The organism is Rhizobium sp. Leaf262 (assembly GCF_001422245.1).
Classification (GTDB): domain Bacteria; phylum Pseudomonadota; class Alphaproteobacteria; order Rhizobiales; family Rhizobiaceae; genus Agrobacterium.
In genome coordinates this window covers 444,368-469,070 of record NZ_LMMM01000018.1, presented here as the reverse complement: position 1 = coordinate 469,070, position 24,703 = coordinate 444,368, and the positions used below count along the sequence as shown (strand labels likewise).

General features: G+C 55.2%; 18 protein-coding genes and 4 pseudogenes. 10 read left to right on the top strand and 12 right to left on the bottom strand.

The genetic code is table 11. The features are described 5' to 3' along the window. Positions 1-103: 103 nt before the first annotated feature. Positions 104-841, top strand: a complete 738-nt coding sequence (locus ASF29_RS19645; RefSeq protein WP_062452316.1) for an SDR family oxidoreductase — start codon at positions 104-106, stop codon at positions 839-841. Between the two features lie 71 nt (positions 842-912). Here ASF29_RS19645 and ASF29_RS19640 read toward each other — a convergent pair whose 3' ends face one another. Further along, positions 913-1,497 carry a TetR/AcrR family transcriptional regulator gene (locus ASF29_RS19640; protein ID WP_062452315.1) on the bottom strand — a complete coding sequence of 195 codons (585 nt, stop codon included), beginning with the start codon at positions 1,495-1,497 and terminating at the stop codon, positions 913-915. Positions 1,498-1,700: 203 nt separating this feature from the next. On the opposite strand from ASF29_RS19640, the gene ASF29_RS19635 reads away from it, so the two are divergent. Next, positions 1,701-2,915 carry an MFS transporter gene (locus ASF29_RS19635; protein WP_062452314.1) on the top strand — a complete coding sequence of 405 codons (1,215 nt, stop codon included), beginning with the start codon at positions 1,701-1,703 and terminating at the stop codon, positions 2,913-2,915. 164 nt (positions 2,916-3,079) lie between these two features. Next, positions 3,080-4,579 (top strand): MFS transporter, encoded by a 1,500-nt coding sequence (locus ASF29_RS19630; protein ID WP_062452313.1) that lies wholly within the window; start codon positions 3,080-3,082, stop codon positions 4,577-4,579. A 235-nt stretch (positions 4,580-4,814) separates the two neighbouring features. Here ASF29_RS19630 and ASF29_RS19625 read toward each other — a convergent pair whose 3' ends face one another. After that, positions 4,815-5,165: a hypothetical protein gene (locus ASF29_RS19625; protein ID WP_062452312.1), complete on the bottom strand. Its 351-nt coding sequence runs from the start codon at positions 5,163-5,165 to the stop codon at positions 4,815-4,817. An 821-nt stretch (positions 5,166-5,986) separates the two neighbouring features. After that, positions 5,987-6,622, bottom strand: coding sequence for a glutathione binding-like protein (locus tag ASF29_RS19620; protein WP_062452430.1), 636 nt, complete (start codon positions 6,620-6,622; stop codon positions 5,987-5,989). Between the two features lie 141 nt (positions 6,623-6,763). On the opposite strand from ASF29_RS19620, the gene ASF29_RS19615 reads away from it, so the two are divergent. From ASF29_RS19615 to ASF29_RS19605, 3 genes are all read left to right on the top strand, one after another. After that, entirely contained in the window at positions 6,764-7,087 is a 324-nt protein-coding gene (locus tag ASF29_RS19615; RefSeq protein WP_062452311.1) for a helix-turn-helix domain-containing protein, read from the top strand. 491 nt (positions 7,088-7,578) lie between these two features. Continuing rightward, positions 7,579-8,202, top strand: coding sequence for a peroxiredoxin (locus tag ASF29_RS19610; RefSeq protein WP_062452310.1), 624 nt, complete (start codon positions 7,579-7,581; stop codon positions 8,200-8,202). Positions 8,203-8,850: 648 nt separating this feature from the next. Continuing rightward, the gene (locus ASF29_RS19605) at positions 8,851-10,461 is read left to right on the top strand and encodes a GMC family oxidoreductase N-terminal domain-containing protein (protein WP_062452429.1); all 1,611 of its coding nucleotides are present in this window, start codon (positions 8,851-8,853) and stop codon (positions 10,459-10,461) included. 1,062 nt (positions 10,462-11,523) lie between these two features. Here ASF29_RS19605 and ASF29_RS19595 read toward each other — a convergent pair. Together ASF29_RS19595 and ASF29_RS19585 are read right to left on the bottom strand one after the other, a co-directional pair. Then, positions 11,524-12,054: a cysteine dioxygenase family protein gene (locus tag ASF29_RS19595; protein ID WP_062452309.1), complete on the bottom strand. Its 531-nt coding sequence runs from the start codon at positions 12,052-12,054 to the stop codon at positions 11,524-11,526. Positions 12,055-13,090: 1,036 nt separating this feature from the next. After that, on the bottom strand, positions 13,091-13,960 hold the full coding sequence (locus ASF29_RS19585) for an MBL fold metallo-hydrolase (protein ID WP_062452307.1): 870 nt from the start codon (positions 13,958-13,960) through the stop codon (positions 13,091-13,093). Positions 13,961-14,447: 487 nt separating this feature from the next. Between ASF29_RS19585 and ASF29_RS24975 the strand changes: the two are divergent. Then, positions 14,448-14,925, top strand: a pseudogene (locus tag ASF29_RS24975) (transposase); the annotation flags it as partial. Here ASF29_RS24975 and ASF29_RS24150 read toward each other — a convergent pair. Beyond that, positions 14,881-15,097: pseudogene (locus tag ASF29_RS24150) on the bottom strand (transposase domain-containing protein); the annotation flags it as partial. The pseudogenes ASF29_RS24975 and ASF29_RS24150 sit on opposite strands and share 45 nt — an antisense overlap. A gap of 356 nt (positions 15,098-15,453) precedes the next feature. Further along, positions 15,454-15,783, bottom strand: a pseudogene (locus ASF29_RS19570) (Na+/H+ antiporter NhaA); the annotation flags it as partial. 285 nt (positions 15,784-16,068) lie between these two features. Here ASF29_RS19570 and ASF29_RS19565 point away from each other — a divergent pair. Beyond that, on the top strand, positions 16,069-17,028 hold the full coding sequence (locus ASF29_RS19565) for a bile acid:sodium symporter family protein (protein ID WP_062452303.1): 960 nt from the start codon (positions 16,069-16,071) through the stop codon (positions 17,026-17,028). A gap of 380 nt (positions 17,029-17,408) precedes the next feature. Here ASF29_RS19565 and ASF29_RS24145 read toward each other — a convergent pair. The 4 genes and pseudogenes from ASF29_RS24145 to ASF29_RS19540 all read right to left on the bottom strand — a co-directional run. Beyond that, positions 17,409-17,862: pseudogene (locus ASF29_RS24145) on the bottom strand (SLC13 family permease); the annotation flags it as partial. A gap of 244 nt (positions 17,863-18,106) precedes the next feature. Next, complete coding sequence (locus ASF29_RS19550; RefSeq protein ID WP_062452300.1) at positions 18,107-19,489, bottom strand: tripartite tricarboxylate transporter permease; 1,383 nt, start codon at positions 19,487-19,489, stop codon at positions 18,107-18,109. 1 nt (position 19,490) lies between these two features. Further along, positions 19,491-19,949, bottom strand: a complete 459-nt coding sequence (locus tag ASF29_RS19545; protein WP_062452299.1) for a hypothetical protein — start codon at positions 19,947-19,949, stop codon at positions 19,491-19,493. A gap of 96 nt (positions 19,950-20,045) precedes the next feature. Further along, on the bottom strand, positions 20,046-21,338 hold the full coding sequence (locus ASF29_RS19540) for a hydroxymethylglutaryl-CoA reductase, degradative (protein ID WP_244473599.1): 1,293 nt from the start codon (positions 21,336-21,338) through the stop codon (positions 20,046-20,048). Between the two features lie 139 nt (positions 21,339-21,477). On the opposite strand from ASF29_RS19540, the gene ASF29_RS19535 reads away from it, so the two are divergent. Continuing rightward, entirely contained in the window at positions 21,478-22,866 is a 1,389-nt protein-coding gene (locus tag ASF29_RS19535) for a PLP-dependent aminotransferase family protein (RefSeq protein ID WP_244473598.1), read from the top strand. Continuing rightward, entirely contained in the window at positions 22,859-23,755 is an 897-nt protein-coding gene (locus ASF29_RS19530; RefSeq protein ID WP_200925554.1) for a hydroxymethylglutaryl-CoA lyase, read from the top strand. Before ASF29_RS19535 ends, ASF29_RS19530 begins: the two co-directional genes overlap by 8 nt. 246 nt (positions 23,756-24,001) lie before the next feature. On the opposite strand, the gene ASF29_RS19525 is transcribed toward ASF29_RS19530, so the two are convergent. Further along, positions 24,002-24,442 carry an RbsD/FucU domain-containing protein gene (locus tag ASF29_RS19525; protein WP_062452295.1) on the bottom strand — a complete coding sequence of 147 codons (441 nt, stop codon included), beginning with the start codon at positions 24,440-24,442 and terminating at the stop codon, positions 24,002-24,004. Positions 24,443-24,703: the final 261 nt, after the last annotated feature.

Sequence of the window (24,703 nt, the reverse complement as noted above, 5' to 3'; positions counted from 1 at the left end):
CGTGGCGAGCCGGTGGAGCTTGCTCTCAGACGGCCGCAACAGATTGTTAAGTATACAGGTCGCGAGTGAGTGACTGTGTCTTGAGAGTATAAAGGAGACTTCGATGACGCTTGTAGGTAAGAAGGCGCTCGTGACCGGTGGAAGCCGGGGCATTGGCGCGGCGATTGCGAAGACGCTTGCTGTTGAAGGCGCTGACGTCGCGATCACATATGAAAAGTCAAAGGATCAAGCCGATGCGGTTGTGTCCGAGATCAAGCGGCTTGGCCGCTTCGCCGTGGCGATCCAGGCTGACAGCGCGGACATAGGGGCAATTCAGGCCTCCGTTGACAAGGCGGCCGCAGAACTCGGTGGCCTCGACATCCTTGTCAACAACGCCGGCATCATTCGCATGAACGATCTCGCCGATATTGCCATCGAGGATGTTCAAGCTCTGCTAGATGTCAACTTGCGCGGGCCGATCGTCACGAGCAAGGTTGCCTTGGCCCACCTGAAGGATGGCGGTAGCATCATCACAATTGGCAGCTTCTTTGCGGATCGCGTGCCGTATGGCAGCCTTGGTGTCTACGCTGCCACGAAGTCTGCTCTTACCGCCTTCAATCAGGGACTTGCACGTGAACTTGGGCCGAAAGGCATCACAGCGAACATTGTCCAGCCTGGCTCGATCGACACGGATATGAACCCGGCCCACGGACCCTTTAGCGATCCGATGCGACAGCTGACCGCTTCGGGCCGCTTTGGTGAAGGTGCGGAGATCGGGCATGCTGTCGCCTATCTGGCCAGTGACAAGGCGCGTTACATTACTGGCACAACGCTGACAGTGGATGGAGGCGCCAACGCGTGAGCGGAATTAGTAGGCCCGGCGGGCTTCCCACCGGGCTGCCAGGATGGAGTGATGAAACTGTAATTTGGTCCTCAAGCCGAGGTCCAGATCGTAGCGAATTCCTCGAGGAGATCTGACCGCTCCGCGATCACTCTAACTGCGAGGGCCGCACTCTTCGCGACCGAGACAAGACGCTCTGTCGACCAGCCCTGTCGGGCGTACGCGGACAACCCATGCATGACGGACGCCACCAAGTCGCTGACTGGCTCCGCCACGTCCGGTCTCGCGATGGCAACAAGTTCGCGAACGCGAACGCGGCCGCCCTCGGCGAGTCTTCTGGCCGTGTTCGCTGCGTCAGCATCGCTGCAGTTCCGCGTTGCGTCGAGTACAAGACAGCCCTTTGCCACGTTATCTTCGCTGTACGAGACGGCACGAGCTATGAGGAACTTCTCAATTGCCACCGCCATGGGGTCCTTCTCGACCATCAACTCGTCGATCGAAAGAGCAGAGGCGGCGTAACGGTTCAAAATCTGTTGGAAGAAGTCTGCTTTGCTGCCAAATGCGGCGTAGAAGCTGGGAGCAGCGATGCTGAGCGCGCAAGTTAGGTCCGACAACGAGACGCCGTCGAAGCCGCGCTCATGAAAAAGCCTCTCCCCCACGATCAACGCCGTTTCCATATCGAACGATCGTGGCCTTCCAGGTCGACCAATTTTTTTATCGCTCACTAAAAAAACTCCTTGCGGCTTATCCGTTTCGTATATATATAGTGCGCACTAAAGAAATTCGCAATGCGCGATTATCGACCCGTCAATATTAGGCGAAACGTATGTAGCGCCGGTCCGCCCTGCCTAATCTACGGCCCTCATTAAGGATACGTCTCATGGAAAGCCGGAAAATCAGTGAACTCAACTATCCACCGGAAAAGCGTGAACATGCAGCATGGGGTGCCGTCGTCTCGTTGGCCCTTGGCGTCTTCGGTCTTGTGACGGCAGAGTTTCTGCCGATAAGTCTCTTGACGCCGCTGTCGGAAGATCTGGGCATTAGCTCGGGCGTTGCTGGACAATCCATTACCGTTACGGCTCTCGTAGCCGCCATCGCGGCGCCAGGCGTCGTCATCGGCACGCGCAATATCAATCGGCGCTGGACGCTGCTCGCTCTGACTATCACGCTTATTATTTCCAGCATGCTGGCTGCTTTTGCCACAGGTCTGGTCACACTGTTCGCCTCACGCGTGCTTCTGGGCATTGGTCTCGGCGGCTTCTGGGCAATGGCGGGGGCGCTGGCGTTGCGTTTGGTGCCGTTGCATCTTCTGCCACGGGCAATGGCCATCATCCTTACCGGCGTTTCGCTTGCGACCGTCTGTGCCGCACCTGCCGGGGCGTGGATCGGCTCCACGCTTGGTTGGCGGGCCGCCTTCGTCATCGCTGCCATTGTTGGCGTTGTGGCGATTGTCACGCAAATGCTCACCATTCCATCTTTGCCGCCTGCCGGTGCACCAAGTTTCGGCACAATGCTGAAGCTGCTGCAACGTCCGCGTATCCGCGTGGGTCTGCTTACGATCGTCTTCGTCATGTCAGGCCATTTCGCAGGCTACACCTATGTGCGTCCCTTCCTGGAGGATGTGCCGCATATGGGCGTCGAAACCATCTCGCTGGTGCTGCTGGTCTATGGTGTCAATGGGTTTTTCGGCAATCTCTTCGGTGGCTTCATGTCGGAGCGCAGCACCACTTGGTCGGTCATCATCGCAGCCATGCTGATTGCGGTGTCGGCTTCGGTCCTGGCACTGGCCGGCGCTTCACCTCTCGTCGCAGGTCCTGCCATCGCCGCCTGGGGCTTCGGCTTCGGCGCGGCGCCTGTCAGCGTTCAAAGCTTCATAACCAAATCGGCCTCGGATGAGGCGGAAAGTGCTGGAGCGCTGATGCTGACCACGATCCAGATCGCTATTTCCAGCGGAGCCCTTCTCGGCGGCTTGCTGATTGATCTTCAGGGGCCGGTTATGGTGTTCGTTTTCGTTGCGGTCGCAACCCTGCTCGGCGCATCCGTCATGGCCTCGCGCAGGGGCATGTTGCTGCGCACCGAACCTTCGCAGCCTTGATCGGAACGCCTAGAGCGTTTCTATTTACGCAGAAACGGTCGAAGTTATCCTACCTGATCTCGCGACGCTGTGTGTCAGGAGTCCAAGGCTGGGCTGAGGATTATTCTCAACCCCAATACATCGAGCCGAAGGATCTGTATTTCGCAACCATCTAGGAAACCAAAATGGCAGATGAACTTTCAAGACGGCATCCCATGGCCGTTCTTATAGCTGTGTGCTTAGCCTCCGCATCGATGCCGCTAGCATTTACGGGGCCAACCGTGGCCTTGCCGAGTATAGGCAAGGCACTCGGCGGATCTCCCGTCTCTATCAATTGGGCAACGAATGCCTATCTCCTGACCTTCGGAAGCATGCTTCTCGCGGCCGGGGCACTGGCAGACCGATATGGTCGCAAGCGAGTATTTGCCTTCGCGACGGCCGGGTTCGCCATTCTCTCGGCGATGCTCGCTTTTGTGCCTGACATGACGAGCTTTAATCTAATTCGAGCGGCTGAAGGTGTCATGGCAGCTGCCGCGATGTCGGCGGGGATGGCTGCTTTGGCGCAGGAGTTCGAAGGTTCTGGACGGTTGCGGGCGTTCAGTTTCGTTGGTGTGAGCTTCGGCGTCGGCCTCTCGCTCGCGCCGATAGCATCAGCTTATCTGTACGAGATGTTCGGCTGGCGAAGCATCTTCGGTCTGGTCGTTGCGTTCGATGTAGCCGCTTTCGCCCTCGGCACTTTCTATATGGTAGAGACGCGTGATCCAGCCGCCACAACGGTCGACTGGCCGGGGTGTGTAAGCTTTACGGTTGCACTTGCGGCCCTGACAACAGCGATACTCGAGGGCCCCGGCCGTGGTTGGTCCGACCCGATGGTAGTCGCCTTTTTTGCGGTAGCCATTGCGTTTCTAATCGCATTTGTTTTCATTGAGCGACGCGTTGCCCGCCCCATGTTGGATCTGGATTTGTTTCGCTACCGGCAGTTTGCAGGTGTCCAACTTCTTGCCGCCGCCCCTGCCTATGGTTTCGTCGTGCTTCTCATCCTGCTTCCTATCCGACTCGTAGGAATTGACGGTATGTCCGCTCCAGAGGTTGGCCAAACCATGTTCGCCATGTCGGCACCTTTGCTAGTACTGCCGCTGCTTGCGGGATCGCTGACCCGTTGGCTGTCACCCGCAACGCTTTGTGGCCTCGGCCTCGTCGTCTCCAGCCTGGGCGTGTTTTGGCTCGGCCTCGTTCCGATCGGCGCTCGACCGGCCGACTTCGTTCCGGCTCTCCTTGTCATCGGCGTCGGCATCAGCTTTCCGTGGGGACTGATGGATGGACTTGCGGTTAGTGTTGTGCCGAAAGAGCGAGCAGGCATGGCTGCAGGGATTTTCGGTACCGTTCGGGTCGCTGGCGAAGGCATCGCCTTGGCGCTGGTCACGGCACTGCTGAGCGGCTTAGCGCAGTCCCAGGTTTCGAAAATTGTTTCGCAACCAACGACTTCATCTCTAATTGCGGAGCGACTTTCGACGGGCAATTTTGGAGGTGCTTCTGCGCTCGCTCCTGAGGTCCCGCAACCGACACTTCTCGCAAGTTACGGTGACGCGTTTGGCACGCTTACGCTATGCTTGGCGGCCGTCACACTCATCACGGCGGTGGTTGTATTCGTCTCGTTGCGGCGACCGGCTGTTGCCCAAGAGTGAATACCGAAGTGGCGCGGCCTCACTTTCCACAAGATGAGTGAAAGCCGCGCTGCTACCAAAGATTCGGCATAGTCGAATCGTGAGCCGCGATTGGACAAAATCCCTGGGTGTTTGCTGTTTCGGGCGCCAATGTCATCGTCATAAGATAGTGATGATAGCGGCCTCGTAACCGGGCGACGGGATGCGCGTCTTATTGCACCATGATCCCCATGTGCAGCGGTTGGCCCTGCTTCCCTCACGTGTTCTGCAACCGCGGAGGATTAATTCTCAGAGGTTCTACTTGCCTGGTGATGCCGTGATTATGATAATGGTGGTGGTGATCATCATGGACGTCTAAATTATGTGGAGGCCAGGCGCGTGACAATTCGGCGGCCTGGCCATGCGGCGTATGAAGATAGGACCGATGCCAGTGCTCTGCCGCGTCGGCGACTTCATTCGATGACAGGGGGCCTGCGAAGGTCATGATACTGAATAGATGAAGATCGTGAGCGCAAACCCGCACGCTGGCCGACTTCAGATCGAAAATAAAGGGCTTCTGAAACCTCAGCACATCGTCGCCGGTGTCGTCGCGGACAATGGTTGTCATTTTTTTGGAGGACTAGAGCCCTAGCCTAAATCCCGTCGTCATCAGACATGGATGGTGTGTCTTCGGCTTTAAGTCCCCTCAGTAAGGGTGAAGAATTACTTATCGTAATCACAGGACGCCGGCACCTAACCTGCCACCCGACATACCGTCACGAGTCTTGCAGCCGAAGGCCGTGGCAACAGCGCAAACTGGGGTCCAAGGGAAAAAAACATCGAAAGCGGAGGCGTCAGATACCGAACCCTAAGGACGCAACACCGCAAAATGCGGTGTTGCGCTATTCCGTTACCAGGCAGGCGGACCGGCAAACGCCGCCGGGGAGGTGACGACGGTGATGAGAAGCGCGGCAGCCGCAAGGTTGAGTCGCACCCACACATTTCGGTTGATCATGGACTAATCTCCTCTAAAGAAACACTCAAACCGCTGAGTGCACAGTATTATTAAGGTCGGGTTCACCAGAAACGATTACAGATATTGTCCTTTCGATTTCACCAGTAACGGTTTCAAGATCGCCTGATCATACACTCGGCTTCAACTTTAAGCGTAAGCTGCATGGCTTCGGAAAGGTCTGCAATCTCCGGACCAAGCTTCCAGTTCGAGCTCTTGAATGTCGTGTCCTTGAATGTACGGGTTTCAGTTCCACCGCCAAAATGTGAGATGATCTGCGATGTCAAGACACGTCATCGAGCACGCGTCATCCATCTCGACATAATAGCAGGCAAAACAAGAGCTGAGCACTGGCCCACCGAACACATCTTTGGCGGTTGGACGGCAATACCGAAGAATGACGCCTTGTTGGATTGGCAACGAGACGCCGGACGTTGTTAATCTAAATCTAAACCTTCTTGGAGGATTGACTTCTGCACAGCGCCGCGACTTTTGACACGCTCATACCAACGTTGCAGGTTTTCCAGCCGGTCGAAGTAAATGGGTGTGTTATAATATGACTTTAGCCACGGTGCCTGGCCCCATCCCGTCAAGGCGAACAGGTAGGCGTCGGCAACCGTAAAGTTGTCCCCCATGAGGAAAGGCTTTTCGGAGAGATGTTCGTTGATCCATGCATAGCGTTTTTCTAACTTCGGCCGTGCGGTCTCTATGTAATCGCCTGCCAGACGCGCATAAATAAGCGGAATGAAGCCCTTGTGGATTTCCGTTGACAAGAAGCTGAGCATCTCCTGTAGCTGGTAGCGCTTAAAAGTCCCGTTTGCCGGAGCCAAACCCAGCTCGGGCTTCAGGTCTGCGAGATATTGAACAATAGCAGGACCTTCGCAAAGCACATTTCCGTCGCTCAGTTCGAGCGCTGGAATGTAGCCGTGGGGGTTCACCGTGTAGAAGTTCTGCCCCTCTTCGGTCGTGTGATCGTTGTTATTGACTCTTACGTACTCTACATCGAGGCCTAATTCGTTCGCAACGATATGAGGGGCAAGTGAGCACGCAGCAGGCATGTAGTAGAGCTTCATTATCCACATCTCCGTCGATTTCAGTCGTTTGTTCGCTTAGAGCGTGAGATCGATATAAGCGAAGCGGTATAGAAGCGTAAGAACGCAAAACTTTTTCATCTAGGTACATAAATTATACCTAGTGTGGCGAGAGGTTACGTGATGAAGAACACGGTGTCCGGCTGCTCTGTTGAGGAGGCCATGCAGTTGCTCGGTGGACGCTGGCGTCTGCTTATCGTTTACTTTCTCGTGGACGGACCACGTCGTTTTAATGAACTTCGACGTCTGATGCCTGGCATTTCACAGCGAATGCTTACAATCGATCTCCGTGCTCTAGAAGAAGCAAACCTTGTTCAACGAACCGTCTATCCCACCGTACCTATCAAAGTGGAATATGCTCTCACAGAGGATGGAAAGCGCCTGAACAAAGTGGTGACCGTTGTTCAGGAATTTGGCTTGTGGCTAAAAGGACGGGATGCTGCTTAACTCATTATAGCAACGGCGGGCCTTTGAGACGCCCAGCGAGATTGGACCGCGATATGCCCAGGATATCTGCCAGAGACTTCACAGGGAAGCGTCCTTCAGCAACGAGATCGCCCGCGATATCGGGTTTTTTTATAATTTAAAAGGAACTCCGCAAAGAATCTCGTTCTCCGACATCCTACGCTCAAGCTCGCGCAGCGGTCGGATAGGCGACCACGCTAGCCTCAACGATCTGGCCCTCTGAACATGGCCCGTATGGTCGCTGAAAAATCCGAAGCTATCGTCTCTTTATAGGAAGTTTTCGCGAGCATAGATACGAAGATCCAAGCCCATGGGGCGTCCAAAACTGCAATTGTAACGCTTGCAGCAATTTCTGTCGTGCTTATGAAACAGCGTCTGTCTACCAGTTTCACCGCAAGCGGTAATCGGTCTTGTTGCAGTTAGGCGGACAATAGATATCGCCGCTCGCGATCACGTAATTAAGAGGTTTGCTAATGGTTCAAATAGGTCAAATCGCCCCGAATTTTGTACAGAATAGTACTGATGGGCTGATCGAATTCCACAACTGGCTTGAGGATAGCTGGTGCGTTCTTTTTAGTCATCCGAAGAACTTTACGCCGGTTTGCACGACGGAACTTGGAGAAGTGGCGCGTCTGAAGGACGAGTGGGGAAAAAGAGGCGTAAAGGTGCTTGGCCTGTCGGTTGATTCCCTTGAGAATCATCCAATTTGGGCAGAAGATATAGCCCAGACACAGGGACAAACTGTAAACTTCCCGCTGCTTGCCGATGACGATCGATCTGTATCGGCGCTCTACGGGATGGTACACCCCGACTCTGATCCCCTGCTCACGGTCAGAGCGGTTTTTGTAATCGACCCTAAAAAGAAAGTCCGGCTTACGCTCAACTACCCGCCAAGCGCCGGAAGAAATTTCGTAGAAATTCTCCGTATCGTGGATAGCCTGCAGCTCACTGATCGCGAAAAGGTTTCCACTCCCGTCAACTGGAAACTTGGAGAAAAGGTAATTGTCTCGCCTATGGTGAGTGACGATGAGGCAGCTTCGCGGTTCCCTCAAGGGATTGAAAAGCAGAAAGACTACCTCCGTTATGTGAAGCTTTGAACAAGCTTGGCTGCAGCCGTTAGGGTTAGACGGGCGATTTCGTGAGACACTCGTCTAGCCGTTCCACTGGAACGACGCTCATAAGGAAGCCGACAAGTTTTGCGATGCTCGCGCAACGTCGGAAGGCGGTGGCTTAACCGAACACGTTGGATAGTCTTCATAAGGATGTGTGACCGGAACAGTGACATCTGCTCTGGATTTCCGACCAACGAGAAACTACCTACAATTTTTTCGATCATATGGCGCTTCTGCTAGAGCTTCTGGGTTGTAGGGATCAGTGACTTTCTGTTGTGCCTGCGATAAATTACAAGCCGTTTCTGCGTTGATCAGCGTGTTCGCGAACCCGCCAGTGTTGTTGCCCAACCACCTAAATGGCATCCAGTGATCAGGAGCATTTTCCTCTCCGCTCACAGAATTTTAGTATCAATTTAGTTGCTCAGGATAGCTTCGCGTGAATGGTACCGATTGTCTCTAGCGAAAGCGAAGCCTTGCGGGTTTTGCTCGTCGACAAGTGTTAGCAGCGCTTTTGGTAAAAAGGTGGTAGGTGCGTATTTCATTTGCAACATAAAAAAAATGATAGAAATGATACTGACATTGGGCGCTCCTAAGAAGGGATACCGTTGGGTATTTCAAATGGAGATCGTAGCAATGCAATATATGTCACATGAGGGTGCTGGCTTCGCCGAATGGATGGAGCGTCCGAATTTTGACTTCATCGTGTGCGGCGCCGGATCGAGCGGGTCAGTCGTCGCCGCTCGCCTGGCCGAGGACGGAAATGCTCGTGTTTTGCTCTTGGAGGCTGGAGGTGACGATAATTCGGAAACGGTCTCCAACCCCGCAAAATGGCCGCTGAATCTTGGAAGCGAACGCGACTGGGGCTTTATCGGTGAACCCGAGGAGCAACTTGCAGGACGCCGCCTACCGCTGAGCATGGGAAAAGGGCTCGGAGGAGGGTCCAGCATCAACGTGATGGTTTGGGCAAGGGGCCACCGAGAAGACTGGGAGCACTTTGCAACTGAGTCTGGCGATTCCAGGTGGGGTTATGAGTCTATTCTTGGGTACTATCGAAAGATTGAGAATTGGAAAGGCGCGCCGGATCAACTTCGCAGAGGTGTAGGTGGCCCTGTCCATGTGGAGCAATCAAACAACCCTCAGCCTATCGCAAAGGCGCTGTTGGGAGCTGCAAAGCTCGCTGGAATTCCTATCTTTGAAAGCGCTAATGGAGAAATGATGGAGAGCCCTGAAGGCGCGGCTATCGCAGAATCGCGTATCAATGGAGGCCAGCGAGAAACGGTCTTTCAGTCTTACATTTCTCGAGAGGAAACACGGCGGAACCTTACGATCTTGACTAACGCACTAGTCACCCGTGTTCTCTTCGATGGTCGGAAGGCTGTCGGGGTAGAGGTTGAGATCAACGGTCAAAATTTAAAGTTTTACTCTCGCTTTGAAACCATTCTATCTGCAGGAGCGATACACACACCAAAAATTCTAATGCAGTCTGGGATCGGCGACGCCGATGACCTGAGATCACATGGTTTGCCAGTCATCCAACATCTTCCGGGAGTTGGTCAGAATTTTCAGGATCATATCGCATTTGGTTGCACGTGGGCCTATCGGGAAGCGCAGGAGATCGGCGGAAGTGGGTGCGAGGCTACGCTTTATTTGCGAAGTGATTCCAGCCTTGACCAGCCCGATATTCTTCAATGCCAGCTTGAGTTTCCCGTGCCAGCGCCTGCCGAGGCAAATATTCGAACTCCTGAATACGGCTGGACGATGTTTGCGGGACTTGCTCAGCCAAAAAGCCGCGGAAGCCTACGCCTGAGAGGTCCAGGCGCGGCAGCCAAGGTACTCATTAGTCCCAACCCACTAAGCGAACCTGAGGACGTGACCGCAGCACTTAAAGCAATTGAATTATGCCGTGAGCTTGGCAACAGCCTCCCATTTTCCTCCCTTGTCTCCGGCGAAACGGCACCGGGCCCTCGAGACCGGGATGGTATGATCGACTTTATCCGTCGCACAGCTATGACCTACTGGCATCAATCCTGTACGGCGAAGATGGGGCGTGATGACCTGTCAGTCGTTGACAATGAGCTCCGGGTTTATGGCATTGAGGGCCTGCGAATCGCCGATGCGTCTATCATGCCGCGTATCACCACAGGTAACACAATGGCTCCATGCGTTGTTATTGGAGAGCGTGCGGCGGAACTGATAAGTGCGCAGCACGGGTTGACACAAAAACATGAGCTCCAGATCGCATAGACGGTCACCGCTGTTCGGGTGGGCTTCTTATGGGCCTACCCGAACAACTATGTCTCTTTACCGCTGAACATTAGGCTCGGCACCCGCCAGCAACGAATTTGGAATGCCTGACGATTTGATTGGATCGTTTTTGATTTCCATGTCGTTCGTGCTGTGGAGGCAGCGAAAGATGTGGCTCTGTATCGGTTCGGTGTAGCGGTTTCGTCCGCCGTGAATTAGTTCAGCGTTATCGCGCGACGGTTAGGTCGCTCTCGCCAAGATGTGCGGACACCGCAAGCCGGCGCTGGAGGCGTACCGGGCGTTCATAGTCGAGCGGTTCAACTAGATGCGCCATATGAAACTGCACGTACTGAAGGACCAACTGGTGGCCCGCCGGGTGACGGAATCGCGTAACAAAGTCTGGCTCTTTCTGCGCCGAGAGGGGCTGAGCTTCAAAAAAGTCTCCTCGCCATTGAACAGGCATTCTGACATAGAACGCCGCTGGCAGCGCTGGCGTGCTTGGTAGGCCAGCTCGACCCGAAACGCCTGGTCTTCAATGACGAGACCGGATCTAGACCCAAAATCGGCACTGCATGCGCCGCGCGCAGAAGCGGACCTTCGAAGAGACATAGAAGTACGTCGGGATGCTTGACCAATCCATCGCACCTGCAGAATGCGCCAACCACTTCACGAACGCAAATATGCTTCCGTCAAAACGTGAACTGCTCTAGACACGGTTTATACCTCACCTGTAGCGAAGCTGGAGCCAGGATTATCTGCCCACGACCGGGTTAGTGAAAGGTGGTCTGGCGCATTGGGACAAATCGAGGCGTTTCGCTAAGCGGATTTCGGCCTGGATGAAGCCGGCCTTGCGTGATCCGCAATAAGGTAACGATGCCGACTGGCAGACCACCTGGACTGATGAGGTGCGATAAGATAACGCAGCCACGGCTGAAGCCGAGAGGCTCGCCTGACGCCCACGAACGGCTTTGCTTAATTATTTCTTTCCGCTTGGCATATCAATTTAAGGCCTCGATTTGAAGCGTACTAGCGGCAGATAGCTCCGATGCCGGGGCCGGCCCATCACCCTGCTACGACGGCAAATTCTTGATGAATTGACGATGAGTGAAGACGGTGGTCGTATCCGTAGATGTGGATCGATATGACCTCCTCATTACTTTCATTGCACATCATGTGAATATTCGGACCGCTTGGGATAAGGCAATCAATGAAGCCTTCCTCGCGGACCGCACGCTCTTGCTCGACTACTCGCCCGGTATCGATTGCCTTATATCTCACTTCCGTCAGGCTACCTTGAACAATACCGTAGCAGCAAGAGCATCGGTGATCGTGGATCGAAGTCCGCGAGCCCGGCGCCCACGTCATGGCCCACACGCTGAAGTCGCCACAACCAACGAGCAGGTTGCGCTCGTAGGCGCCGTCCGAAGAGATCAGAGTTACATCTCTAAGAAGTTCTTTTTTGGCGATCATGGTCTCTAAAGTCATTCGCGCTGCCTGGAGATATTGCTGAACAAGAGCTTTTGACTGATCAACCAGCTCACCGAAGATGGCATCTATTCTAGGACTGGCTACAGAATTCGAAACAGGAACCATACTAATCTCCATCATGATGGCGCGTAGATTGCGAACATTATGCTAATAAATAATCATTCTCGGGTAAGACATACCTCAATATTGTATTTTCGCGCTATAAAATTCCGGCATATGATGATTGAATGTTATGAATGTAACTCTTTTTCACGCGAGTATCCGTTACGGCTCGGCGGTTGGCCCTACCGGATGCGGACAAGAACCTGGACCCTGCTGATCATAGGGAATAGAAGCTGGCCACCATCCTGGTTCTGCCTGCTTGCAGCTGCGTGTCGCGTTCAGACTTCCTTGTCACCGCTTACCGATCAGCGCCTTGGAATGCGATAGAAGTGCCTTTGCAGCCGCAGCGTCGACCTCGGTGGCCACGGCATATACTTCAGCGGCGACACCTCGCACGTTTCTTGGCCAGCGATGTATGTGCACTCGCAAGGTCATTTGAGAGCTGCTCGGTCGCGTTGCTAATGGAGATGGAATGCGTTTTCTAGCAAGAGCATCGTCGGGGACGGCTCTTTTGGACGTGTTGGTGAAACCGCCCGGGAACACTGCCGCGGGTCTCGTGAAATCCAAACTCGCCCATGCTCTCTGATATCTCGTGTCAAAGCGTTTTCGAGCGACTTCTAAGCGACGGGCGCATCGAGACTGGCTCTAACAATGTTGAGAGGAATCAGGCCTCTAGCCATTATCAAAAGAACAGCTTTTCCACCGCGAGCGACAACGACGGCAAGACATGGGCGGCGATCGCGACGCTGCTAAAAACGGCAAGAATGAGAACCGTCGAACCCCAGCCTTGGCTCAAGCAAACGCGCTTTCGTCTAGCGAACCAATGGCCTAGCAGCGATATCGACGCCATAATGCCACGGAACTACAAGATCTGAACGACTTTATCTTGTCTACGTTGTATGGGTTGATGGAATGCGGCTGTCTTCGTGGCGTTCTGGTCCGGAACCTGAACCATGATGCCTTCCTCCCGTCGTGTGAGATCGTGCCATCAAGCTGATATTGAACATCTAGTGGGAAACTTCATCCTCCATCGCCAGTTCTAGATTACCGCCGATCCGCCTATCAAAGAGACCGGAATTTTGAGGAATGATCGCCCGTCTGATGACCTGATGGGCGGACTGCCAGCGTTGAGATTCACCTGCATAGCCAACAACATTAGATCGGGAGCCGCCAGGGTCGCATCTCTAGCTTTGCGGAAAGCGACAAATTCATGCGCCACTTTCCCCACAAGATGTATGTTGTCTAGTTGGTCACGGACGGAGCATTCCCATTTGGTCTGCCGCGCATGTGGCGGATAATCATGCCCAACCATTAATCGACAAGAGTTAGGCAACGTCAACATCGCCCTTATTGTTTGCCACAACTCTTCTGCTTTCGCACCAGGGAAGTCTGTACGCGCAGTCCCTACGTCTGGCATGAACACGGTATCATTAACGAATGCGACGTCGTCGTTGTACAGGATTACAGACGCAGCTGTGTGGCCTGGCGCATGCAACACAGCGAGCTCGACGCCAGCAACCTGGACGGTCTCCCCGCTCCGAAGTAGGCGGTCCCATTGGCGCCCGTCGACCGGCAGTTGCGGTAGGTCATACCGGTCCTGCCACAACTTTTGCACGACCCTGACATGCTCACCAATGGCGATAGGCGCACCAGTCTTCGTTGACAAATACTTCGCAGCTGAAAAATGATCAGCATGGGGATGAGTGTCGATGACGCACTCCACTCCAAGGCCATGCCGCATTGTAAAGTCCAAAAGTTGATTTGCACTATCAGCAAAGAACTTGCCAGAATTGCGGTCGAAGTCCAAGACAGGGTCAATGATCGCACATGTTCTACTAGCGGCACCCCAGAGCACATATTGGACTGATCCAGTTAGCTCGTGGAAAAATCCCTGTACATTTGATCTCATTGAATATCTTTCAAAATTTCGAGACCTTTTAATGTCGCACATTGTTCAAGGTTGTTGCTAACGGAATTATTGACTTTGTCCCTACGAAGAGTTGCAATAACAATTGGTACGCAGCTCGTCTTTACACAGCCAGTATATCTCATTGTCGGCTCGCGCATGGTTCACTGGCCAAGTACCCGCCTCACACGCGCGCAGCCTTTTTAGTCAAGTAAAACGTCCCCAGTCTGCCACTTAAAGTGCGTACGCGGGTGGCTCAGTTCTGAGTGTAACCCACTGCCATTGTTTGAATTCCTCCCAATTCGCCGGGCCTCCAATAGTGATCCTTGTTTGCGCGATCCTGCGTAATGAATAAGAGCACTCCGTGTTATCGGTTGATTACATTTACGAAGTCCCTTGTTTCGGATGATATATTTAACCATCCGAGGCTCGCTTGTGGCTTCAAAAGGATTGATTAGCCCCGAGGTTTGTAGACACCTTCTTTCCTAAATTGAGGCAAGAAGATCACCATGAGCAATCGAATTTCAGCGACGAGTTTAAGCGTGACGCGGTGCGTCAGATCACGGAACGGGGCTATCCCGTTGCCGAAGTTTCGCAGCGGCTGGATGTCAGCCAACACTTACTCTACGAGTGGAAGAAGAAGTTCTCCTCGATACCCGGTGGCCGAGGCAGCGACCAGTCAGAGGAGATCAGACAACTCAAGAGGGAACTGGTGCCTGTCCCCGAGGAGCGCGACATATTAAAAAAAGAGACGGCGTATTTCGCCAGGGATGCAAAGTGAAGTACGCGTTCGTTGCCCAGATCAACAGCGGTTTTCGGTGCTAATGATGTGCCGCCTGTTCCGCATCCATCCCAGCGGGTTTTATGCCTGGCTTCGGATGCCCTTGAGCAAGCGTGCTTGTGAGGACAAGCGGCAGATCGATCTACTTCAGACGGCTTGGGAAGAGAGCGGCAAGGTCTACGGGTATGGTCTCGAGTGGCTGGGCGAGCCAGGCCTGCGGATCGACGTTGTTTTATCTTCGCCGTCTGCAGCAGCGTAGCGATTGTTGCTCATGTCCTTCCACCGCCATCGCGGTCGGCGAAGAGGCTGTTCTTTCTCGCAATTGTCTGGGGCCTGATTGCGCGCTCGACTATGTTGTTTTAAAACTCTCTGCCTCTCTCTGGTTACGTCCAGATATTGTCAGGTTTCGATTGTTATGTTGCTTGGGATCCTTGTTCCCTATAATGGTCTGCATCCGTTAAGCTCTGACGAGTGAAACCGCTAAGGCACGCGGAGGCCTCTAAGATCAGCGAACAGAGACATAGATTCCCGCACCTGCTTTCTTTGCTCTGAAACAGGTTGTCCTCTTGGTCGCAGGGCCGGTTCCGCTCTAGGGAAATGCTCTCCTCGAAAGCCTCGATGATGCTCGTTTTCTTTGGCAATTTACATGCTTCAGAGGTCCGGCCATTGTTCCAGATCAATTGTGGAGCGATTGAAGTTGATGGTCGCCTCCGCCTGCTGGTACAGCGAGAGAGATCTGGGAGATGAGCCCCGGAAGAATAAGCCGGCTCCATGTCGAAAGCTGGCCGTCGAGCATTTCTCGTTTGATCTCCAAGCCTACCAGCAGGAAGAACACGGCCATCAGGGCGTCGTTGATCCAGTGTTGCAGGCTGAGTGGCCCGATATAGACATGGAGGAGATCAAAGTAGGTTTTCGCCAGCGGTGAGTTGGCGGTGATGATCGCCAAAACTGCGACGACCATCAGGACGATACCACCGGATGCCTCGTTGTCGAGGAAATGGCGAAGAGTGGATTGGATGCGACCGGGTCTTGTTGCTGAAGACATGGGTTCTCGCTCCCTTGTGAGAGGTTGATCGAAGTCTCCGTCAATTTCGGGAAGGAACCCGTGGCGCACGCAGCACGCGCCAAGACCTTCAACTTAGGGGAGGCGGCCTGTCTTTTCTATAAAAATCGGTCTTTCGTGATCATGAATTTTACCGACGAATGCGCAAATTTCTGTGTTTTAGGCACTGCTGACTTACCGTAAGACCTTAGAAGGCTGTGCATGACCTTGACACCTCGACCCTGCCATTTAGACCTCGCGACGATTCTGGAATTAGGGAGTGAGGATATGAAAACATTAGCAACCATCTCGACGTTTGTAGGCAAGACCTTTGCCGCCTGGGTCATTCTATTTGCGGTCCTCGGTTTCTTTTTCCCTGACACCTTCAAGCAGATCGCTCCCTGGATCGTAACACTCCTGTCGATCATCATGTTCGGAATGGGTCTCACCCTGTCCGTGGATGATTTCCGCGAAGTTGTGAAGCGTCCGTTTGATGTCACCATCGGCGTGCTTGGTCAGTTCCTCATCATGCCGTTACTGGCCGTGTTGCTGACACGGATTATTCCAATGCCTCCAGAGGTCGCGGCTGGCGTCATTCTGGTCGGTTGCTGCCCGGGCGGTACCTCTTCCAATGTCATGACGTATCTATCGAAAGGCGATGTCGCCCTCTCGGTCGCCTGCACGTCGGTGACGACACTTGCAGCACCGCTGGTGACGCCGTTCCTGGTGTGGATGTTTGCCAGCCAGTTCCTGCCGGTCGATGGCTGGGCAATGTTCCTCAGCATCGTCAAGGTCGTACTCGTGCCGCTGGCTCTGGGTGCCGCCTTGCAGAAGGTGCTGCCTGGCGTCGTCAAGGCCGCGGTTCCCGCGCTGCCTCTGGTCAGCGTCATCGGCATCGTGCTCATCGTTTCGGCGGTCGTGGGCGCGTCGAAAGGTGCGATCGCCCAGTCCGGCCTGATGATCTTTGCTGTTGTCGTCTTGCACAATGGCCTGGGTTATCTGCTCGGGTATTTCGCGGCAAAGGCGACGGGCCTTTCGCTCGCAAAGCGCAAGGCAATTGCCATCGAAGTTGGGATGCAGAATTCCGGTCTGGGTGCGGCGCTCGCAACTGCTTATTTCTCACCTCTTGCGGCGGTTCCAAGCGCCATCTTCAGCGTGTGGCACAACATTTCTGGCGCGCTTTTGGCAAATTGGTTTTCGGGACGTGTTGATGGCGATACCGAGTCTCTTCCGGATTACCGAGCGTGAAGTTGTCTCGTACCCGCGTCCGATTTCGGCGATCAGCGAAAAGATTTAAGGCGTGATCCGGACGGCCTTGGTGTTGCGAAGGGGCGAGAGACTATGCGCGAGGTCAGCTGTCAAAAATTCGAGACGGTCATCCCTACGTGGTTGGCGAGGCACCAGCGAACGAACTCCTTGAGTGGAATTTCTAAGTCTTTGACATACCCCAAGGGTTCGGATTGAGATCGACCTAAACGATAGCCCAGTTGTAGGTTCGTTTCTGCTCAAGGCGCAGAATTTGCAAGTCTCCGCGTGATCAGGCCCCCGCAACCAAACAAAACTCCCATAACCGAAGTAATGGTTTTCAAGCTCCTCACCATATAGGTCGAGGAGCTCCGTGCGTCTGGCATCTGGGTCATCAATCCGCCGAGGAGAGCTGCAAACGCCATCGGCATCAGATACTTCGATGGCGATACGCCGGATTTCCGGGCGAATTGAAACGCGACCGGCATCATGATCGCCAGCGCGCCGATATTTTTGATGAATGTTGACAGAATGGCGACAACGATCATCAGGAGCGCGAGCTGGCCATGTAGTGTGTTCAGATTGGGAAAGATTTTTTGATCGCGATATCGACGATACCAGATCGCGCCACACCGGCACTGACAATGAGTGCGCTTCCAACGATGATGACAATATCATCTGCAAAACCCGAGAAAGCCTCATCTGCTGGCACTATGCCCACACAGACTGCTGCGATCAACGCGCAACCAGCGACGACGTCGTAACGGAACCTGTCAAAAATTAAGACAACCATCATGACAGCGATGATGGAAAAACGAGTATCTGTGGCGTTGTCATCTGGAACCGGTCAAAGAGGCTAGCATGTCTGTGACAGCCAGACGCGAGAAGCGCAGATTCAAACGGATTTGCGAGGCACCAAGTTCCGTTTGCGGCACAATAGTATGCGAGTAGGGCGGCTTCATCTCGATGAAATGGCCAATCTCAGCGCTCTTGCCGTGATTGGCCATTTCTGGCGTGATGGACAAGTCTGCAAGCGCTTGACCTCGATATCGAAGCCACTGCTTGCTTGACCGGAGGCTGTTCAGCCGAACAGTTTCAGGATAGCCGGAACGCTGAGGATCGCGGCATAGTAGCCCATGAACTGCACGCCGGTGTTCATGCCGAGCACGCGGTAGAGAAGACCGCCGACAAGGCCCACGGTGACGATGACCAGCAGCGCGAGCAAGCCGCCCTCCCACAGGCCGATCACCAGGATGAGGCCTACGAAAGTGGCGATGATGGCTTCATGGCTGATATATTTCGCCACGAATGCTGCGGCGCTCCGGGCGTGATTCATTGCAAACGGATAGGCGATGGCCGCAGCAATGACGACGGAGATCAGTCCCCAGATCAGAAACTCCGAAACCGACATCATCGTGTGCAGGTTGTTGACGACGCCGGTCCCGGTATCGACTGTGAAGCGCGGCGGGGCGTTGAAGAGCGGTGCCGCAGGGCCAGCCGCAACGGGGCTCAGTGGCAGGCCGAAAGCAATCAGCGGTATGAGCGCTTCGGCGATATAGGTCGATTCCGTCACGCCGTTACGAACAGCGAGCACGGAGGTAAGCCGATGATAGGCGTGCTTGATGCGCGCACCCACGATCTCGCCTGCAATGACCGTGACCGCGACCGGGCTGAACACGAACGTGGCGCTGGTTACGGCTGCGGCGGTTGCCGTAGTCACCACCTGACTTTTGTCCAGCACGCGGAACGGATTTGGGAAGTAGCCGCCCCATCCTTTTACATCGGGTGCAAGCGTGGTCTGGCGCAGCTCGCTACGATTCATGCGTTTGGCTTCGAGCGGCGAAGCCGCGGAAAACAATTCCGCTACAAGCGGCCCGACGGCTATGCCGAGGAAGTAGCTGACGCCCAGCTTGACGCTATATGTTGCCGTGAACCCCTGAAGTGCGACAATCATCAGAGTAAACGGAATCAACGCAAGCACCGACGCCCAGCGGCCCGCAGAAAAATAAGCGATGATGAGGGCTGCACCAATGAAAAGCCACGGCGCAGAGGCGGTGATATAGGTTCCGAACGGTGCCAGGATGACCGCGAACAACACGGCAAGTGGCACGGCAATGAATGCCGAGATAACCGAGCCCGCGAGCATTTTGCGCAACGCCACATGCGGGGCGCCGAGATTTCGCAACGCCGTTGCCTGCTGAAGAAGCGGCAAGGCCATCGTATCGCCGGGAATACCAAGAAGTGCTGTCGGTACTGCATGTGTCATGTGCTTGGAGACGGCTGCGCACATCCAAAAGGTGAAGACCGCCACGGGCGGTGCGCCAAGAAGAACAACGAGAAGCGTGACCGGAGCAATCGTGGTCGTTTCGTCGGTTCCCGATATCAGGCCGATAGCAGAAAACAGGACCGCTCCGAGAAGACCGAGCGAAACGGCCATGATGATTTCGTAAAACATACCATCCATGTCACTCTCCCTGCCTGTCGGCGTCACGGCGGCTTTGGTAGCTCTTGAACAGGTCGTAAAGCCCTACTTCGCGCATTTCCTGCACCACCACGGGCGGAAGATCTTCCACCCTGCCGATCGGGCCGCCCTCCTGTCCGAGCTGTTCAAGGATATCTGTCTGCCAAGTGGTGCCCGTTTCCGCCTGCTCGACGATAATGCGCTTGGGCGCAAAGATCCGGGAGCAAACCGCTCCGCTGATCACGGAGCCAACGATGCCGGCAAGCATCGCAAGCGCCTTGCCGATCGCCGGCGTAGCAGCCAGCGGTGCGATCGTTGCAAGCGTGAGGTAATAGATCGCGACACTCAATACGGCGCCGATCATCATGGCTTTCGCAAGCTGGGGGCGAGAGACGACGTCTCCCCATATCTCAGCAAGTTGGCCATGTGCGCCGATGGCGCGCACAGCATTCTGATCATTCATCGGTAACCCTCCCAAATTCTCGGCTAGGCGGCCATAGGCGGCCGGCAGATGGCCAGGGTTAGGCAAAGCTCCTCTTTTACCTAACCCTGCTTCAGTCTATTTGCGGATTTCAGACAGAATCTCTTCCGCCCTCGCAGAACGAACGTCATGGTCAGCGGCGAGGCGGCGTGCAACGGCATCGATCTCTTCGCCGACTGCACCGGCACCGATCGCGATATTGCGCGCATGCAGCGCCATGTGGCCGCGCTGGATGCCTTCGGTCGCCAGCGCCCGAAGGGCGGCCATGTTCTGCGCAAGGCCCACGGCAACGGTTACCTCGGCAAGTTCCACCGCAGATGTCACGTTCAGGATCTGCAGCGCAGCCTGCGCTGCCGGATGCGTTTTCGTCGCTCCGCCGACCAGACCCAGCGCCATCGGCATCTCGATCGTCCCGACGAGCGTTCCCTTGCCGCTGATTTCCCAAGTCGTCAGCGAGGTATAGCGACCCGAGCGTGCGGCATAGGCATGTGCGCCTGCCTCGATCGCCCTCCAGTCGTTGCCGGTTGCGACGACGACCGGATCGACGCCGTTCATGATGCCCTTGTTGTGCGTTGCGGCGCGGTAGGGATCGACGGCAGCGAATTCATAGGCATCGACGATACCCTCCATCATCCGTCGACCGGAGAAATCCTTGGTAACGAGGGCTTCTTCGGTGAGTTCGATACGGGCTCTTGCAAGCCTCAGATCCGCCAGGTTGGACAGGATGCGAAGACGCACTTCACCGCCGGTGATGCGCTCCACAATCGGTGCTATGGCTTCGGCCATGGTGTTGACGGTGTTGGCGCCCATGGCATCCCGCACATCCACCAGCAGATGCAGAACGACCATCGGCCCGCGTAACGTCGACGGGAAAACATGGACCTCGATGTCGCGGCAGCCGCCACCGAACTTGACGAGGACAGGGTCCTTTGCGTTGGCGGCCGACACGATCTCCTCGCGTGCGGCCAGAACAGCCAGGCGCGCACCATTTGGATCCGACAGGCCGATGATCTGGACCTGGGCGCGCATGATGGGCGCCGTCGACGAGGTCTGGAATCCGCCGCAGCCGCGCACGATGCGAGCCATATAGGAAGCGGCTGCAACGACGGAGGGCTCCTCGACGGCCATCGGGACGAGATAGTCCTGACCGTTGACGAGAAAATTCGTGGCAACGCCCAGCGGAAGTTGGAACGTCCCAATCACGTTTTCGATCATGCCGTTGGCGCGTTCGACGGGCAGAGCGTCCGAGGCTGCAAGAACGGCTCTCGATCGATCGTCCATGTGCGTCGCCGCGGCAACCTGCTCCAAGCGCTCGGCAGGAGACAGGTTTCGCATATTCTCGATACGCGAGGTGGCGGTCTTTCTAGTCAATGGCTCACTCCCAAACCAAAATATCTAAGCTTTGCGTCGGCGACAAACTGTCCTAAGATATGGCTGTGAAGCAAGGGACAGTTGGCTGATTTATGACAGGCACTGTCCCAATGGAAAGGTGGGACGATATTTGAGGGTTGTGGATAACATCGTCGCTCATGTCAGTGGCCAGATCGCTTCCGGGCGTTACAGGGCTGGCCAGAAACTGCCGTCTGTCCGGGGTGGTGCCGAGCAATTTGGCGTGTCCAAGAACACGATGGCGGAAGCTTACGACCGGCTCGTCGCCCGTGGACTTGCCATAGCGCGACAGGGCTCGGGTTATTATGTTTCGGAGAACCGTCCGGGGCCAGTTCCCCGCGTCAGGCCCGACGTCACCGAGGCCACCAGCATTATGTCCCTGCTGCGCGAGCAGCTTGACCAGAATTACCAGACGCGGCCAGGTGACGGCCGTCCGCCAGCAAGCTGGACCGAAGATGCGGACATGCGCCGGATTCTGCGTACGAGCCGCAATGCAAACGCCGAGGTGGATTTCGGCTATGGCAGTTCCTGGGGTTTGAGTGCCCTGCGGGAGTGGCTGCGGGTCTCGCTTGCCGAACGCTCGATCACCACCGAGCCGGAAGGCATCATGCTGACGAGCGGCGTCAATCACGGCCTCGACCTGATCATCCGACATTTCCTAGAGCCGGGCGATACGGTGTTTGTCGATAGCCCCGGATACTATCCGCTTTATGCCAAGCTGCGGCTGGCGAAGGCGAAGGTCGTGCCAATCAGCCGCCTGAAGGACGGTCCCGACCTCGACGAGCTTCGCCAGAAACTGCTCACATTTCGCCCGAAGCTGTTCTTCACTCAAAGCCAGGCGCACAATCCAACCGGTGGCACCCTGTCGCCAGCCCACGCATTTGCCCTTTTGCAGATGGCTGAGGTCCATGACTTCCGTCTGGTCGAAGACGACATTTTTGCTGATCTGATCGCTCCGACGCTGCCGCGGCTTGCGGCCTTCGGACAGCAGCAGCGCGTTCTCTACGTCGGATCGTTTTCAAAGACACTCTCGGCGAGCCTGCGCTGCGGATATGTCGCCGGCGCGCCGGACACCATTCGCAGTCTCGTCGATTTGAAGATGATCACCATGGTCGCAACCTCGCTTCACGTCGAGCGGGTTGTTCTTGAGATGATCGAAACTGGCCAATACCTCAAAAATCTCAGGCGCTTGCGCGGATGGATCGAAGACGGCGCTAAGGCGACAGGACAGGCTCTTTCGGCGGTCGGGCTTGAGGTGTCGCTGCCGAAAGTCCAAGGCTTTTACATCTGGGTGCCGCTTCCAAAAGAGATCGATGAGGCCGCTTTCTGTCTTCGGGCAGCAAAGGCAAACATATTCATCGCGCCGGCGAGTGTCTTTTACGCCGATCGCGAAACGCCGGCGCCAGCTGCAATGCGCGTCAATGTCGCCTATGGCGCCGACCCGCGCTTCTGCGCTTTTCTGAAGGACGAAATTGGAAACATGACAGGAAATGGAGGAAACGATGCCTGATGTTCGGCTGGTTGAAGTGGGCCCGCGTGACGGATTGCAGAACGAGGCGCGCCCTCTGAGCGTCGGTGATCGTGTGCAGATGATCGAAGGCCTGATCGGGGCGGGCCTGAGAACAATCGAAGCCGGCAGTTTCGTTTCGCCGAAATGGGTGCCGCAGATGGCTGGGTCTGCCGAGGTTCTGGCGTCGCTCGGACGCCGTGATGGCATCTGTTTGCAGATGCTCGTCCCCAACCTGAAAGGTTTCGAAGCCGCCCGCGATGCGGGTGCCGAGGAAATCGCGATCTTCGCATCGGCGTCAGAAAGCTTTTCCCAAAAGAACATCAATTGCTCGATCAATGAAAGCTTCGAACGCTTTGTGCCGGTGCTTGAAGGCGCGCGCGAAGCTGGCATGCGGGTTCGCGGTTACGTATCCTGCGTTCTGGGTTGCCCCTATGAGGGAGCGGTGGCGCTGTCCTCCGTTGTCCACGTCGCGCGCCGGCTTCATGATATGGGCTGTTACGAAATCTCGCTTGGTGACACGATCGGTATAGGAACACCGAGAGCGGCGGCCGCTATGGTAAGGGCCGCTGCAGGCGAGGTGCCGGTGAGCGCGCTTGCTTTGCACGAACACAACACCTATGGGCAAGCACTTGCCAATATCCTGGCTTGCCTGGACGAAGGGATAGCAATATTCGATTCTTCCGTCGGCGGCCTCGGTGGTTGCCCCTATGCGAAGGGCGCAACTGGAAATGTGGCGACAGAGGAACTTGTCTTCATGCTTGAGGGCATGGGAATCAAGACCGGTGTCGACCTGCCGAAGCTTGCCCAGGTGGCGGTCGAAACCGCAGCAAAGCTTGGTCGTGACCCCGTGACGCCGATCTCAAAAATTCTTGTAGCGGGCGCTCGATAAAGATCAGAAAATCCAGTCGCGTTCCCTCGAAGAAGAGGCCCCGGTAAGGCAAGTTCGGGGCCGATTTTTACTGGTTGTCAGATTTGGCTGGATCGACAACGAACACATCCCTTCCGTCCATGAAGCTTTTCGTCAGAGGCGAGAAAAGGCGGCGCAGCCACCTTTTCCTCGTGGCGGCCTACGCGACCAAGCGGCACCTGCGCGTTTGCACCATGTGTTTCGACCACGATCTCCGCGAACTAGCAGTCAAACGATCCCTTTACTGAAAATGAAGCAGCCATAGGGTCCCGGATCGGAAGTGCGTACGATGGCAAACGAGGCTTTTGCAGCTTGGTAGAACGCGAAGCGCTCCAGCGGCTCCACCGAAACGGGGTGGCCCGCGGAACGGTCGATGACTGCCTGCATGACTGCGAATATCGGAACCTGGCCGTCAGGGTCGCCGACAACCTGCATGCGTTTGACTGGTGCATCGACGAATGTGTCCAGCGGGAAAAGCTTTAAAATGGCTTCTGCGGCGCGCTCCAGGCCGCAGCCGGAAACATCGATCAGGCGGCCATAAGTCGTTTGACGCGCGATGGTTTGTGCAGGATGATTGATATCGCATAAAACCAACTGATCGCCATGTCCCATCAACATCAGGGCATGAATCAGTTCCGCGTTGATAATGGGGTCGATCCCTTTGAGCACGGCTTTTTCCTCCCAGGAACTGCAGACTTATTCTTCACGAGTTATATCATATTTGTAATGTCTACAATTGTTTTGGGTCAAGATGTGTAAGCAAGAGTGGCAATATCGCGCTGCAAGAGCAGGATTTCCCGTTTATTCTCTGGCAAAACCTCTAGTCGCAAGCTAATTTAAAGAATTCTCAAAAAGTTAGCAAAAGTCTAATTTACAAAAATACAAATATGTGTGAAGTTCATTTAACGGATGTGTCCTCCCAAGGGTAAC

Coding starts and splice junctions, on each gene's coding strand:
- ASF29_RS19530 (WP_200925554.1), top strand. CDS start 22,859: ATGCCTGATGTTCGGCTGGTTGAAGTGGGCCCGCGTGACGGATTGCAG.
- ASF29_RS19585 (WP_062452307.1), bottom strand. CDS start 13,960: ATGAGATCAAATGTACAGGGATTTTTCCACGAGCTAACTGGATCAGTC.
- ASF29_RS19615 (WP_062452311.1), top strand. CDS start 6,764: ATGAAGAACACGGTGTCCGGCTGCTCTGTTGAGGAGGCCATGCAGTTG.
- ASF29_RS19640 (WP_062452315.1), bottom strand. CDS start 1,497: ATGGAAACGGCGTTGATCGTGGGGGAGAGGCTTTTTCATGAGCGCGGC.
- ASF29_RS19550 (WP_062452300.1), bottom strand. CDS start 19,489: ATGGATGGTATGTTTTACGAAATCATCATGGCCGTTTCGCTCGGTCTT.
- ASF29_RS19605 (WP_062452429.1), top strand. CDS start 8,851: ATGCAATATATGTCACATGAGGGTGCTGGCTTCGCCGAATGGATGGAG.
- ASF29_RS19545 (WP_062452299.1), bottom strand. CDS start 19,949: ATGAATGATCAGAATGCTGTGCGCGCCATCGGCGCACATGGCCAACTT.
- ASF29_RS19565 (WP_062452303.1), top strand. CDS start 16,069: ATGAAAACATTAGCAACCATCTCGACGTTTGTAGGCAAGACCTTTGCC.
- ASF29_RS19620 (WP_062452430.1), bottom strand. CDS start 6,622: ATGAAGCTCTACTACATGCCTGCTGCGTGCTCACTTGCCCCTCATATC.
- ASF29_RS19635 (WP_062452314.1), top strand. CDS start 1,701: ATGGAAAGCCGGAAAATCAGTGAACTCAACTATCCACCGGAAAAGCGT.
- ASF29_RS19595 (WP_062452309.1), bottom strand. CDS start 12,054: ATGGTTCCTGTTTCGAATTCTGTAGCCAGTCCTAGAATAGATGCCATC.
- ASF29_RS19625 (WP_062452312.1), bottom strand. CDS start 5,165: ATGACAACCATTGTCCGCGACGACACCGGCGACGATGTGCTGAGGTTT.
- ASF29_RS19630 (WP_062452313.1), top strand. CDS start 3,080: ATGGCAGATGAACTTTCAAGACGGCATCCCATGGCCGTTCTTATAGCT.
- ASF29_RS19610 (WP_062452310.1), top strand. CDS start 7,579: ATGGTTCAAATAGGTCAAATCGCCCCGAATTTTGTACAGAATAGTACT.
- ASF29_RS19645 (WP_062452316.1), top strand. CDS start 104: ATGACGCTTGTAGGTAAGAAGGCGCTCGTGACCGGTGGAAGCCGGGGC.